This window comes from Streptomyces sp. NPDC001927 (assembly GCF_053594455.1).
The window spans coordinates 254,433-267,246 of record NZ_JBSFEN010000003.1; the positions used below are offsets into that span (position 1 = coordinate 254,433).

The 12,814-nt window shown below is 73.2% G+C and carries 12 protein-coding genes; 8 read left to right on the forward strand and 4 right to left on the reverse strand.

Going from position 1 to position 12,814, the window contains the following annotated elements:
- Window positions 1-48: 48 nt before the first annotated feature.
- The 3 genes from ACWCO8_RS08555 to ACWCO8_RS08565 form a co-directional block, all read right to left on the reverse strand.
- On the reverse strand, window positions 49-1,305 hold the full coding sequence (locus tag ACWCO8_RS08555) for a TerD family protein (protein ID WP_451031915.1): 1,257 nt from the start codon (window positions 1,303-1,305) through the stop codon (window positions 49-51).
- 89 nt (window positions 1,306-1,394) lie between these two features.
- Window positions 1,395-1,697, reverse strand: a complete 303-nt coding sequence (locus ACWCO8_RS08560; protein ID WP_362008570.1) for a hypothetical protein — start codon at window positions 1,695-1,697, stop codon at window positions 1,395-1,397.
- On the reverse strand, window positions 1,694-2,656 hold the full coding sequence (locus ACWCO8_RS08565; RefSeq protein ID WP_451031598.1) for a serine hydrolase domain-containing protein: 963 nt from the start codon (window positions 2,654-2,656) through the stop codon (window positions 1,694-1,696). Before ACWCO8_RS08565 ends, ACWCO8_RS08560 begins: the two co-directional genes overlap by 4 nt.
- A gap of 98 nt (window positions 2,657-2,754) precedes the next feature.
- Between ACWCO8_RS08565 and ACWCO8_RS08570 the strand changes: the two genes are divergently transcribed.
- The 6 genes from ACWCO8_RS08570 to ACWCO8_RS08595 all read left to right on the forward strand — a co-directional run bounded on the left by ACWCO8_RS08570 (window position 2,755) and on the right by ACWCO8_RS08595 (window position 8,939).
- Complete coding sequence (locus tag ACWCO8_RS08570) at window positions 2,755-3,381, forward strand: TetR/AcrR family transcriptional regulator (RefSeq protein ID WP_451031599.1); 627 nt, start codon at window positions 2,755-2,757, stop codon at window positions 3,379-3,381.
- A gap of 51 nt (window positions 3,382-3,432) precedes the next feature.
- Window positions 3,433-4,128, forward strand: a complete 696-nt coding sequence (locus tag ACWCO8_RS08575; protein WP_451031600.1) for an alpha/beta fold hydrolase — start codon at window positions 3,433-3,435, stop codon at window positions 4,126-4,128.
- Window positions 4,129-4,381: 253 nt separating this feature from the next.
- Window positions 4,382-4,855: a DUF6643 family protein gene (locus ACWCO8_RS08580; protein ID WP_451031601.1), complete on the forward strand. Its 474-nt coding sequence runs from the start codon at window positions 4,382-4,384 to the stop codon at window positions 4,853-4,855.
- Between the two features lie 36 nt (window positions 4,856-4,891).
- Window positions 4,892-5,716: an MOSC domain-containing protein gene (locus tag ACWCO8_RS08585; RefSeq protein ID WP_451031602.1), complete on the forward strand. Its 825-nt coding sequence runs from the start codon at window positions 4,892-4,894 to the stop codon at window positions 5,714-5,716.
- A 99-nt stretch (window positions 5,717-5,815) separates the two neighbouring features.
- Window positions 5,816-6,424, forward strand: coding sequence for an Rv1733c family protein (locus tag ACWCO8_RS08590; RefSeq protein ID WP_451031603.1), 609 nt, complete (start codon window positions 5,816-5,818; stop codon window positions 6,422-6,424).
- An 82-nt stretch (window positions 6,425-6,506) separates the two neighbouring features.
- A complete protein-coding gene (locus tag ACWCO8_RS08595) occupies window positions 6,507-8,939 on the forward strand; it encodes a right-handed parallel beta-helix repeat-containing protein (RefSeq protein WP_451031604.1) in 2,433 nt (810 codons plus the stop codon).
- Here the strand turns inward: ACWCO8_RS08595 and ACWCO8_RS08600 are convergent.
- Window positions 8,909-11,374, reverse strand: a complete 2,466-nt coding sequence (locus ACWCO8_RS08600) for a hypothetical protein (protein ID WP_451031605.1) — start codon at window positions 11,372-11,374, stop codon at window positions 8,909-8,911. The two genes, ACWCO8_RS08595 and ACWCO8_RS08600, sit on opposite strands and share 31 nt — an antisense overlap.
- A 170-nt stretch (window positions 11,375-11,544) precedes the next feature.
- Between ACWCO8_RS08600 and ACWCO8_RS08605 the strand changes: the two genes are divergently transcribed.
- Window positions 11,545-12,369 (forward strand): DeoR/GlpR family DNA-binding transcription regulator, encoded by an 825-nt coding sequence (locus tag ACWCO8_RS08605; protein WP_451031606.1) that lies wholly within the window; start codon window positions 11,545-11,547, stop codon window positions 12,367-12,369.
- Window positions 12,366-12,797, forward strand: a complete 432-nt coding sequence (locus ACWCO8_RS08610; RefSeq protein WP_451031607.1) for an SRPBCC family protein — start codon at window positions 12,366-12,368, stop codon at window positions 12,795-12,797. Before ACWCO8_RS08605 ends, ACWCO8_RS08610 begins: the two co-directional genes overlap by 4 nt.
- Window positions 12,798-12,814: the final 17 nt, after the last annotated feature.

Below are 12,814 nucleotides of genomic sequence, written 5' to 3' on the forward strand. Positions count from 1 at the left end.
GCCGCGTGACCCAATGCCGGCCGGTGACTCAGGCGCCCGGCCGGTGACTCACTTGACCGCCGGGGTCCAGTTGAGGCCCCAGCCGTACGCCTCGTCGGCGGTCTGCTGCATGGAGATTCCGGGCTGGTTGACCAGGAAGCGGGCCTCGCGCCGTACGAGCAGGTCGCCGTTCTCCTGGGTGAGGAGCGCGAGCGCGCAGGTACGGGCCGGCACGGTGCACTCGTCGAGGGAGAATTCGATCGGCGCGCCGCCGCGCGACTGGAGGGTCACCGTCGCGTTCAGGTCCCCGAAGTCGCTCGCGCCCTCGTAGATGACGACGAACACGAGGAGCCGACGGAACGCGTCGGCGTGGTCCAGGTTGATGGTGAGGTTCTCGCCCTCGGCGCGGGCGCCGGTGCGGTCGTCCGCGTCGAGCTGGATGTACGGGGGTTCATGCAGCGAGCCGAAGCCCTGGAGCGCTTGGACCACGCCCTTGGAGCCGTCGGTGAGTTCGTAGAGGACGCACAGGTCGAGGTCGAGCGCGTGCGCCGCGTGGGCGGTGGGTTGTCGGCGGCGGCCCAGGGCCCAGCGGCCGGCCCGGGTGTCGTCCGTCTTCCCGCCCCGGGTCGCCCAGTTGAGGTTCACCCGCATCACGCCGCCGGTCGCGCCGACGTCCTTGGTGAGGGAGACCGTCGGGGACTCCTTCGTGAGCGTGACCTTGGTGAGCCGTACGGGCGGCGTGGGGGCGACGGCCGCGACCGGCTCGGCGGGTCGAGTGGCGACGGGCTCCGCCGCGGCCGGCTCGTCGACCGTGATGCCGTAGTCCGTGGCGAGGCCGGCGAGACCGGACGCGTAACCCTGGCCCACCGCCCGGAACTTCCAGCCGCCGTTGCGGCGGTAGAGGTCTCCGAGGACGAACGCGGTCTCGACGGTCGCGTCCGCACTCTCGTAACGGGCCAGTTCCGCCCCGCTGTCGGCGTCGAGCACGCGGATGAAGAGCCCGGGCACATGCCCGAAGTCGCCGCCGTCGGCCGACGCGGCGAGGACTATCTGCTCGACCTCCGGCTCCACGTTCGCCAGGTCGACGGCGAGGACGTCGGTGACGGGCCCGCCGGGGGTGGTGGGGCCGGACTTGCCCTCGTGGCGTACCGCCCCCGACGCGTGCGCCGGCTGGTTGTAGAAGACGAAGTCCGCGTCGGAGCGCACCTTTCCGGACACCAGGAGCAGTGCGGAGGCGTCGACGTCCGGCACTCCGGCGCCCGTACGCCAGCCCAACTCCACGCGGACGCCGCGCGCCGACACCGGAACGTTGGCTCCCTTGAGCATGAGCATGCTCGGCTCCCCCACCCTCACTCCGCGTACCAGGACTTCGTCACGCCATCCAATACCCGGACGCACCCCACGTGGAAGGCCTGTCAGCCGCGGGTCGCCTTCATCTCCGACAGGCCCTTGGCCAGGTCCTCGGCGTTCATGACGGGCACGACGGAGACCTCCGCGTTGAACTGCATGAAGAGGTCCTCCAGCAGGGGCGGCATCCGCGAGCTGTCCTGGAGGTCGAAGACCATCCAGCAGGTCCGTACGCCCTCGTCCACACCGAAGTAGGCGGCTTCCGGCTTGAGGGACTCCATCAGGCTCTTGACGGTCTGCGGCAGGACGCCGGTCTTGATTCCCTCGTTGCCCGCGGCCGTGTCGATGTGGGCCTTCAGCATGACTCTCATGTGGGACTCCTTTCGTCCTCCCCCACCGTTGGACACGCGCCCGGTGGCGGCAACCAGAGGAGGCCGTCCGAGCCCACGCCGGCCCCCGGACGGGTGCGGCCCAGGTCCCACACGGCGAGTGCCGTACGTTCCGCCGCGAGCAGCAGCGCGAGCGCCACGCCCCCGACCGCGCCCCACCCCGCGTCGGGCAGCCACAGCAGAGCCGACTCGATCGTGCCGCCGAGAGCCGCGGGCAGCACCCACCACAGCAGAGCGGCGAGCGTGAGTGACGCGGCGACCGCCCCGGCGGTGTTCAGGACGATCCGGTGCCGGGAGCGGGCGCGGGCCGCCGCCCTCCGGGCCGGCAGGACGCGCAGGACCGGCGCCGCCACGCACAGTGTCAGCGCCCCGGCGAGGGCGGCCGTCGCCCATGGCAGGACCGGGGCGAGCGGGTCGGTCGCCACGCGGCCCGGATCGGCGCCGGACAGAATGCGGGCGGTCCCGAGCGCGGCGTGGTGGAATTCCTGGGCCCGCAGCAGCTGGAAGGCGTTCTGCAGGACGATCACGGCCCGGTCGCCGTCGGGCAGCATGACGACCATGGCGTCGTGGCCGGGCAGCGATCCGGACTTCCAGACCATGCGCTCGCCCGTGCCCTCGAAGGTGCCGACCGACCAGCCGAGGCCGAACCGGTCGCGGTCACTGTCGACGTGGCCGAGCGCCGGTCGTTCCCGTGCGAAGTCCCGGTCGGTGGCGACGGCGTGCTCCATGCCGAGCGGACCGAGGCCGTTCTCCCGCAGGTACGGGCCGAACGGCTGCCCGGAGACCTCCTCGATCAACGCGCCGAGGACAGCGTAGCCCGCGCTGGAGTAGGCGTAGGTCTCGCCAGGCGCCGCGGCGGGAGCGATCTCCGCGAGGTCGTGGACCGCCTCGGCGAGGGCGCCGGGAGCGTTGCGTGACGGCCCCGCCCCTGCCGTCCTCACCGAAGCCCTTCTCATGCACGACCCGACCGCCCAGTTTTTACAATACGAGCATACGGTTTAAGTGATCCGCAAGGTTCGCGGCCGGTTAGGCTGGCGGCATGCCGAAGGTCGTCGATCATCAAGCGAGGCGCGTCCAAGTCGCCGACGCGGTCCAGCGATTGATCACCGAGCAGGGCCTCGACCGCGTCACCGTCGCCCGCACCGCGGAAGCGGCAGGGGTCTCTGTCGGCCATGTGCAGCACTACTTCTCGACCAAGGACGAGATGCTGCTGTTCACCCACGAGCGGGTCGTCCAGAAGATCCTCGATCGCGTCTCGGCGCTCGAAGAACGGTCCAAGCTCCAGCAGTTGCCGATCCGCGACGTGGTCGCCGAGGGGCTTGCCCAGTGGCTGCCCCTGGACGCGCCCCGCCGCTCGGCGCTCCGGGTGACGCTCGCCTTCGTCGGGCGCACCGTCGACAACGCCCGCCTCGCCCAGGCACACGCCGAGACGGGCCGGCTCATCCGCTCGATGCTCGCCAGGGCCGTCCACAACGGCAAGGAGTGCGGCGAGGTCCCGGCCGACAGCGACCCCACCCTCGCCGCACTCGAACTGCACAGCCTGGTCGAGGGGCTGGCCCTTCAGCTCGGCCCCGAGCCCGACGACAGCGCGGCCCGCACGGCCCTGGACCTGGTCTCGACACGGGTCCATGCCGTGTTCCCCGGACGGTGTCGCCAGTACGAGTGACCCGCCGGGCCCCTGAATTCCCCCCTTCGACCGACCAGAAAGTGAATACCCATGACCGACGGGGTCTTACGTCCGACGCTGCTCCTGGTGCACGGGGCATGGCACGGCGCGTGGTGCTGGGAGAAGCTGACGCCGGCGCTGGAGGCCGACGGGTGGCGGACCCGGGCGATCGACCTGCCGAGCACCGGTCCACGGGCCGGCACAGTCGGCATGCAGGACGACGCGCGGGCGATACTCCGCGCCTTGGAGACCATCGACGGCCCCGTCGTGGTCGTCGCCCACTCGTACGGCGGCATACCGGTCGGCCAGGCCGTCGCCAAGGCGCGGAACGTCTCGCACATCGTCTTTCTCGCGGCGTTCCAACTCGATGTCGGCGAAAGCCTCTTGGGCTTTCTCGACGAGCCGGAACCACCGGCGCAGGACGGTCTCCACGCCGTACCGGACAATCCCGTCGCGCTGTTCTACGGCGACGTACCCGCGGCCGACGCCGAGTGGGCCGTCGAGCGGCTGACGCCGCAGAGCGCGAGGTCCAACAGCGACGCCCCGACCGCGGCGGGGTGGCACACCGTACCGTCGACGTACATCCTCTGCGAGGAAGACCAGGCCCTGCCCCCGGAGACCCAGCAGGTGCTGGCGGCGAGGTCCCGGGTGGTCCACCGGATCGCGACCGGCCACTCGCCCTTCCTGTCGAAGCCGGCGGAACTCGCCGAACTCCTCGCCCGGATCGCACTCGCGTCGGACGGTTGAACACAGCCCTCGGACTCAGCCCGGACAAGCGCCGCGATTACTGTCGGTAATCCGGCGATTGTCGTGAGTTTCCGGCGCTCGACACCGCCACCCCCGACTCTCGTCAACCATGCGCGCTCCAGCGGAAAAGCCCCCGGAGTTAACGGGGTCTTTAACGTTGTTTTGGCAGGTCAGGTGGACAAAACCAGCGTAAAACGGATGACCCTAAGAATGGGACTCCCCAACCAGCACATCGTGGGCTTAACTTATGGCCATGACCTCCCCCCGCTCCACCTACGGAGGCGGTTACTACACCGCGCCGTCGTTCCCCGACACCCCCATCTACGACTCCCTGGTCGCGGAGCGGGGCACGCCTCAGATCGCCCCGATCCGAGTGCCTTCCGCTTACGACACCGGCAACAGCTACCTGCCGGCGCTGCCGGCCGCGCTGCCCGCCCTCCCGGCGGCGCCCAGCCCTGCCCCGTCGTACGGCGGCGGCGGCGGCGGTTCGTACGGCTACCCGCAGGCCGCGCAGCAGATGGCCCCCGTGCCGCTGCAGCACGCCCCGGCGCCGTACATCCCGCAGCAGCCCGGCCGTGGCTACCCGGGCCCGCAGCAGCAGCCCCAGATGCAGCGCCCGGCGCCCAACGGCTACGAGGCCATGCGTCCGGCCGCCGCGAGGCCGGCCCCGGCCCCCGCGCAGTACCAGGACCCGTACCAGCGCCCGTACCAGGGTCAGGGTTACTGACCGACCCGGACGCCGAGCGGCTGGCAGGATGACGGCATGTCGACTCCTCGCCTGCGCTCCGTCCATGTCCACCCGGTCAAGGCGCTGCGCGGTCACGCTCTCGCCGAGGCGGAGGTCGAGCCATGGGGACTGGCCGGCGACCGCCGTTGGGCCGTGGTGGACGGGTCGCACACGGTCGTGACCCAACGCCGTCATCCGCGGATGGCGTTGGTCTCGGCCGAACCGCTGCCGGGCGGCGGCATCAGGCTGTCCGCCGCCGGCCACCCCACGCTGCCGGTCGAGGAACCGCGGCCGTCGTCCACGATCCGGGTGGAGGTCTTCGACACCCCCGTGGAGGCGGTCCCGGCCGGTCCGGCCGCCGACGCCTGGTTGAGCGACTTCCTCGGGGCGGAGTCCCGGCTCGTCCACATGGACGACCCGGCGCGTCGGCGACCCATCGATCCGGAGTACGCGCTGCCCGGCGAGACGGTCAGTTTCGCGGACGGCTATCCGCTTCTGGTCACCACCACCTCCTCCCTCGCCGCCCTCAACGCGCTGATCGCCGAGGGGGACCACGCCCACGAGGGCCCGCTGCCGATGGACCGGTTCCGGCCGAACGTCGTCGTCGAGGGGACAGCCCCGTGGGCCGAGGACGACTGGACCCGGCTCGCCATCGGCGAGGTCACCTTCCGGGTCGCCAAGCCCTGCGGCCGCTGCGTCGTGACCACGACCGACCAGCTCACGGCCGCGCGCGGCAAGGAACCCCTGCGCACCCTGGCCCGGCACCGCAGGCAGGGCTCGCGGCTGATCTTCGGCCAGAACCTGGTCCCGGAGCACCCCGGCACCATCCGGGTCGGCGACGAGATCAAGATCCTCGACTGACTCCTGGCCCCCGGTCCCGACAGGCGGGGAACCCGCCCCCGGGGCAGACTCGTTGAGAGGACCTGGGAGGTCCACGGAACGACGAGGGGGTGTGAGCACGTGCGCGCAGCCACGGGAGTCTGGCGCTGGCGGCACAACCCCCTGCGCCGGACCACGGACCTGATCGAGGCGTGGGTCGCCCTCACGGCGGTCGTGCTCCTCCTACTCGCCGTCCCCGCGGCCGGCTGGATCGCCGGCCAGCGGACCGACGCCTCCCTCCAGCGCGCGGTACGGGCCCAGAGCCTCCAGCGGCTGCCCACGACCGCTCATGTGGTCCGGCTCTCCGACTCCCCCGCCCCCGGCCTGCAGAGCCCCGACGCCGCGGGCGAGCAGCCGGCCCGCCGGGCCGTCGTCGCCCACTGGACCGCCCCGGACGGCACGGACCGCACGGGCACGGTCTCCACGCGCCGGGAGCTCTCCGATCCGGGCGACACCTTCCGGCTGTGGACCGACCGCACCGGGCGCCCCGTGTCCGCCCCGATGCGCCCCGAGACCGCCCACGCGCACGCGATCGTCGTCGGGCTGCTCGCGACGATCCTGGCGGGCGTCTTCGTGGAGACCGCCCGAAGACTGGTCGTACGTCGGCTCGTACACCGGCGGTACCGGCGACTCGACCGCGCGTGGGCCAGGGCCGGTCCCGACTGGGGCCGTACGGACGCGGGCAGCTGACACGTCAACCCGGTGCCCTCGCGCGCGCTACGGTGGGGCATCGGATCAGCGGCGACGCATGAGGCGGGGGCAGAGCACACCCATGGCACAGGGCACGGTCCAGGTGACGCACACCGGCACATCGCGGTGGCGGCGCCGCACGGGTGAGTACGCCTCCCTCGCCGCGGCTCTGGAGGCCGCCGGGGACGGCGACGTCCTCACCGTCGCGCCCGGCACCTACCGGGAGAACCTCGTCATCCAGCGCGCCATCACCCTGCGCGGCCCCGAGGGCGGGGTCGGCTCGGTCCGGATCGCGCCCGTGGACGGCGTACCCCTGACCGTACGGGCGTCGGCGACCGTGCAGGACCTGCACGTGGAGGGGCAGGACTCGGCCGCGCCCGCCCTGCTCGTCGAGGACGGCACCCCCGAGCTGCTCGATCTGCGGATCGTGACGCGCTCGGCTGCCGGACTGGAAGTGCGCGGCGCGGCCCGCCCCACGGTCCGCCGGATCACCGTCGACAATCCGGCGGGCGTCGGCATCGCCGTACTCGACGGCGCGGGCGGGGTGTTCGAGGAGTGCGAGATCGTCGCGGCCGGCCAGTCCGGGGTCTCGGTGCGCGGCGGCGCGCATCCGCGCCTCGAGCGGTGCCGGGTCCACCACGCCTCCGGCGCCGGGATCAGCGTCACCGGCGAGGGCAGCGGCCTGGAGGGCGTCGGCTGCGAGGTGTACGAGATCAAGGGCGCCGGTCTGCACATCGCGGCCCGCGCCACCGCGCATCTCACGGACTCCTCCGTGCACCGCACCTCGGCGGACGGCATCACGCTCGACACGGACGCGGCGCTCACGCTCTCCGACTGCGACATCCACGACATCCCCGAGAACGCGGTCGACCTGCGGTCCCGTTCGGTGCTGACGCTGACCCGCTCGACCGTGCGCCGCTTCGGCCGCAACGGGCTCTCGGTGTGGGACCCGGGCACGCGCGTGGACGCCAACCAGTGCGAGATCCACGACAGTACGGGCGACTACCCGGCGGTGTGGGTCAGCGACGGGGCGACCGCCGTCCTCGATGCGTGCCGGGTGCACGACGTGCCGGACGCGCTGTTCGTGCTCGACCGGGGCTCGCGGGTGGACGTCGTCGACAGCGATCTGTCGCAGGTGCGGAACACGGCGGTGTCGGTGAGCGACGGGGCGACCGCGCAGCTCGACGACTGCCGGATCCGGGAGGCGTCCACCGGCGCCTGGTTCCGGGACCACGGCAGCGGCGGCACGCTCGGCGGGTGCACGATCGACGCCGTGCAGACCGGGGTGATCGTCACCAAGGGCGCCGACCCGACGATCGAGCGGTGCACGGTCACCTCGCCCGCGGAGGCCGGGTTCTACGTCTCGGCGGAGGGGCGTGGCTCCTTCCACGGCTGCCGGGTGACCGGCAGCGGCGGCTACGGCTTCCACGTGATGGACGGCTGCCGGACCACCCTGCGCAAGTGCCGTACGGAGCGGTGCGCGCGCGGCGGGTACGAGTTCCCGGAGGACGGGCCGGTCGCGGAGGACTGCACGAGCGACGAGAGCGGGGTGCGCCATGCCCCCGGTTCCGATGCGGGGACTGTCCTGACGGCGTCGGCGACGGCATCGGCGGGGCTGCTCGGTACGGTTCCGCCGCCGCGCTCCCCCGTCGCCCCCGCGTCCGTTCCGGAGCCCGCGCCCTCGTCCGAGGCCGTGGCGGAGGCGCGCTCCTCGCAGGACGTCCTCGGTGAACTCGACGGGCTCGTGGGCCTGGAGAGCGTGAAGCACGAGGTGCGGACGCTGACCAACATGATCGAGGTCGGCCGCAGGCGGCAGGAGGCGGGCCTCAAGGCGGCTTCCGTCCGGCGCCATCTGGTCTTCACCGGCAACCCGGGCACGGGCAAGACGACAGTGGCCCGGCTGTACGGCGAGATCCTCGCCTCGCTCGGCGTCCTGGAGCGCGGCCATCTGGTCGAGGTCTCCCGGGTCGACCTGGTCGGCGAGCACATCGGCTCGACGGCGATCCGTACGCAGGAGGCCTTCGACCGGGCGCGCGGCGGAGTGCTGTTCGTCGACGAGGCGTACGCGCTGTCGCCGGAGGACTCGGGGCGCGACTTCGGGCGCGAGGCGATCGACACGCTCGTGAAGCTGATGGAGGACCACCGGGACGCGGTGGTGGTGATCGTCGCCGGGTACACGCACGAGATGGAACGCTTCCTGACGGTCAACCCCGGTGTGGCGTCCCGCTTCTCACGGACCATCAGCTTCAGCGACTACGTACCCGACGAGCTGCTGCGGATCGTGGAGCAGCAGGCGGAGGAGCACGAGTACCGGCTGGCCGACGGCACCGACGAGGCGCTGCGGAAGTACTTCACGGAGCTGCCCAAGGGCCCCGCGTTCGGCAACGGCCGCACGGCCCGGCAGACGTTCGAGTCGATGGTGGAGCGGCACGCGGGCCGGGTCGCCGTGCTCGCCGACGCGAGCACGGACGACCTGACGCTGCTCTACCCGGAGGACCTGCCCGAACTGCCCTGATCCGTTGGCCTGTCGGCTTCGGCGCCGGTGTCGGCTTCGGCTTCGCGCGGGCGGGGCAGCGTGGGCGGCAACCGGTCCAGAAGTACGGACCGTTCGGTGGCGAACGCCGGGTCCGCCTGGTAGTCGGAGTGGCCCAGGATCGGTTCGGGCAGCGGGTGTGCGGGGGTACGGCCGTAGACGACCGGGTCGAGCAGCGGGGCGCGGTCCACGGCCGGCTTGTCGCCGACGGCGGGCACCCGCACGGGCCCGCCTATCGGGTCGGTGGGCCGGTGCAGGTTGCTCCAGCAGTGGAGCGTTCCGTACAGGGCGCGCAGCGACCCGGGACCGAAGTAGGCCGGGAACCAACGCCCGTAGAGCCGCTCCAGCGGGGATCCGTAGGTGAGCAGCGCGACGCGTCGGCGGGTCGCGGGCGGCAGTTGCCAGACGGCGGCCGCGGCGAGCACGCTGCCCTGGGAGTGGCCGGAGATGACGAGCCGGCCGCCGGTGTGCCGGGTCCAGGAGCTCATGCGCCAGGTGAGGTCGGGCACGGCCCGCTCGGCGTAGCAGGGCGGGGCGAAGGGGTGCGCGGCGCGCGGCCAGAACGTGCCGACGTCCCAGAGGATGCCGATCGTCCGGCGGGCGGAGGCGTCCTTGTAGGCGCGGCGGCCCCAGGTGACGAAGAGGAGGAAGCCGAAGCCGATCATCCAGGAGCCGAGGGACTGGGCGGTGGCGGCGACGGACGCGATCGCCGGGTGGGCGCCGTCGAAGGCCCGGCCGGGGACGTTGCCGCTGGCCCAGGCGCCCGCCACGGAACCGGCGCCGAGCAGCAGGGTGGCGGCCGAGACGGTGCCGACGAGGGTGGGCGCGGCGTCGGTGAGGGACGCGGTCGCGCGGGCGGCGGCGATCCGTCCGGTACGGACCGGATCCGGGTCCTCCGTACGGTAGTCGGCCTCCACGACGGGTCCGAGCCCGCGTGCGGCGCGGGCGGTCCGTAGGGCGAGGACGACGGCCGGGGCGAGCAGCAGCAGGAGCAGGACCGGGATGACGGACGCCTGCCAGCTGAGCAGCACGGGCGGGGCGATGGCGGAGCCCGCGCCCATCCCGGGTGTCCCGGGCCCGTCGAGCCAGTCGGCCACGCGCTGGGCGACCCCGCCGGACATCACCCCGGCCAGCGCGCAGGCGAGCATCGCGACGGCGGGGCCGCCGAGGCCGTGGAGCGCGGTGCGGGCGTCCTGGCCGGGGCGGTGGAGCAGCACGGCGACCGCGCCGAGGGCGACGACGAGCGCGCCCTGGGCGAGGGTCAGGACGCCGAAGGTCGCGTCGCCGGGGAGCGTTCCGGCGGAGCGCCAGTCGGGGCGGGACCAGCCGGCGTGCAGAACGGCGAGGGCGAGCAGGATCAGGGAGCCGGCGGGCAGCCAGGAGACGAGGGCCCGTTCGAGGCGCAGGTCGAGGCGCTTCTCGCTGCGGCCCCGGCGGCAGACGACCCAGAGGACGACGGCGCCGAGGACGATGTAGGCCGACTGGAGCGAGCGGGCGAGCACGTCGAGCAGGGCGTTCGTGGCCTCCCGGTCGTGGCGGGCGGCCGCTCCGGTGATCGCCGCGGCGACGGTCAGGAATCCGGCGGCGGTGTGCGCGGCCCGCAGCCGTGCGACGAGCCGCCGGCCGTACCAGAACCCGGGGCGGCCGAGGGCGGGGCGGACCTCGGCGGCGGCTTCGGCTGCGGTTTCGACGGAGGTTTCGGCTGCGGTTTCGACGGAGGTTTCGGCTGCGGTTTCGACGGTGGGGTCGTCCGCGACGGGTTCCTGGGGCGTGTCCTCGTCGTAGCCGGTGGGCGGGCGCTGGGCTTCGTACGCGCTCCAGGTCCGGTTGGAGAGGTACCAGAGCAGCCCGACGAGCGCGGCCGGGACGACGGCGGCGAGCGCGAGCCGGCGGCCCGGCTGGGACCACCAGCCGCCGCGCTCGGCGGAGAGGAAGCCGAGCCAGGAGCGGTCCTCCGCGCAGACGGCCGACCCCGCGCACTGCCAGGCCGTCAGGTCGAGCGCGACCTCGCAGGCGGCCGCCGTGAGCAGCACGGTGAGGGTGAGCGCCACCAGGCGCACCAGCGTCCCGTACAGCCGGACCAGCCTCGGGTGCCCCTTGGCCGGCGGGCGCATCCAGTGGGCGAGGTTGGCGACCATGAACGGCAGGAGCAGCAGCCACAGGGCGCGGGCGCCGTTGCCGGAGGTGAGGTTGGACCAGACGTACGCCTCCGGGACCGGCCGTTCGGCGTACCGCTCGGGGTGGTCCTCCGCGTCGGCGTCGTCGGCGCGCCGGTGCATGGCGGCGGTGGTGTCGCCGGTGATCCGTATCGTGCGGGGGTCGCCCAGCATGTCCTGCGGGGTGGCTCCGCCGACGCCGTGGACGAGGAGTTCGAGCGCCGCGCCGCCGCTCTTGGGGGCGCGAGAGGCAGGGGCCACTTCGGTGTCTCACTCTCTGGGTGGGAGGATTCGACGGCAGGCAGGACAGTTGGGCAATACAGGCAGACAGCCAGGCAATCAGGATCGCGGAAGGACGTGCGCCGGTGCAGGTGCTCTCACGGAATCCGCGCTCCATCCCCCAGTTCCCTTCGGAAGGACCGGCCCCGGTGGTGAGCGACCATCAGAATCTCCTCGCGGAGCAGCGGCGCGCCCTCATTCTGGACGAGGTGCGGCGGCGCGGCGGTGTACGGGTCAATGAGCTGACGCGGCGGCTCAACGTCTCGGACATGACGATCCGCCGGGACCTGGACGTCCTCGCCCGCCAGGGTGTCGTCGCCAAGGTGCACGGCGGCGCGGTGCCGGTGGCCGAGACGAGTTCGCACGAGCCGGGTTTCGAGGCCAAGTCCGCGCTCGAACTGGGCGCGAAGGAGGAGATCGCGCGGGCGGCGGCGCGGATGGTGGCGCCGGGATCGGCGATCGCGCTGTCCGGCGGTACGACGACGTTCGCGCTGGCCGGGCATCTCCTCGACGTACCGGACCTGACCGTGGTGACCAACTCGGTGCGGGTCGCGGACGTCTTCCACGCGGCCCAGCAGGGCGCCGCGGCGCGCGAGGGGCGGCGGGCGGCGGCCACGGTGGTCCTCACGGGCGGGGTGCGGACGCCGTCGGACGCCCTGGTGGGGCCGGTGGCCGACCAGGCGATCGGCGCGCTCCACTTCGACGTGCTGTTCCTCGGGGTGCACGGCATCTCGGTGGAGGCGGGGCTTTCGACGCCGAACCTGGCGGAGGCGGAGACGAACCGGCGGCTGATGCGCTCGGCGCGCCGCGTGGTGGTGGTCGCGGACCACACCAAGTGGGGGACGGTGGGGCTCGGTTCGTTCGGCCGGCTCGACGAGGTGGACACCGTGGTGACGGACGGGGGTGTCTCCCCGGAGGCCCGTGCGGAGATGGCGGAGCACCTGCCGGGCCTGGTGGTGGCGGGCGAGGAGGAGTGAGCCTCTTCCGCGTCGAGCGCCGCTCAGGGCTGCCGGTCGAGGAGGTGTGGCGGCGGCTGACCGATTTCGCCGCGCACGGCCGCCTGGTGCCGCTCACCCGGTCCCGGACGCTCTCGGCCGGGCCGACGCGGGTGGGCAGCCGGTTCGTGGCCCGTACCGGGATCGGGCGGCTCGCCTTCGACGACCCCATGGAGGTGGTCGTCTGGGAGCCGCCCGCGCCGGGGCGGCCGGGGCGGTGCCGGCTGGAGAAGCGTGGCCGGGTGGTGCTCGGCCACGCCGTGATCGAGGTGTACGCGGCCGAGGGCGGCGGCGCCCGCGCGGTGTGGGTGGAGGAGCTGCGGCTGCGCGGGGTGCCGGGTGCGCTGGACCCCGTACTGGCGCTGGCCGGGCGGACGTTGTTCGGCCGGGTGATGGACGGACTGCTCTGAGGGCCGGCCGCCGACCG

Coding starts and splice junctions, on each gene's coding strand:
- ACWCO8_RS08555 (WP_451031915.1), bottom strand. CDS start 1,305: ATGCTCAAGGGAGCCAACGTTCCGGTGTCGGCGCGCGGCGTCCGCGTG.
- ACWCO8_RS08580 (WP_451031601.1), top strand. CDS start 4,382: ATGACCTCCCCCCGCTCCACCTACGGAGGCGGTTACTACACCGCGCCG.
- ACWCO8_RS08570 (WP_451031599.1), top strand. CDS start 2,755: ATGCCGAAGGTCGTCGATCATCAAGCGAGGCGCGTCCAAGTCGCCGAC.
- ACWCO8_RS08585 (WP_451031602.1), top strand. CDS start 4,892: ATGTCGACTCCTCGCCTGCGCTCCGTCCATGTCCACCCGGTCAAGGCG.
- ACWCO8_RS08560 (WP_362008570.1), bottom strand. CDS start 1,697: ATGAGAGTCATGCTGAAGGCCCACATCGACACGGCCGCGGGCAACGAG.
- ACWCO8_RS08595 (WP_451031604.1), top strand. CDS start 6,507: ATGGCACAGGGCACGGTCCAGGTGACGCACACCGGCACATCGCGGTGG.
- ACWCO8_RS08575 (WP_451031600.1), top strand. CDS start 3,433: ATGACCGACGGGGTCTTACGTCCGACGCTGCTCCTGGTGCACGGGGCA.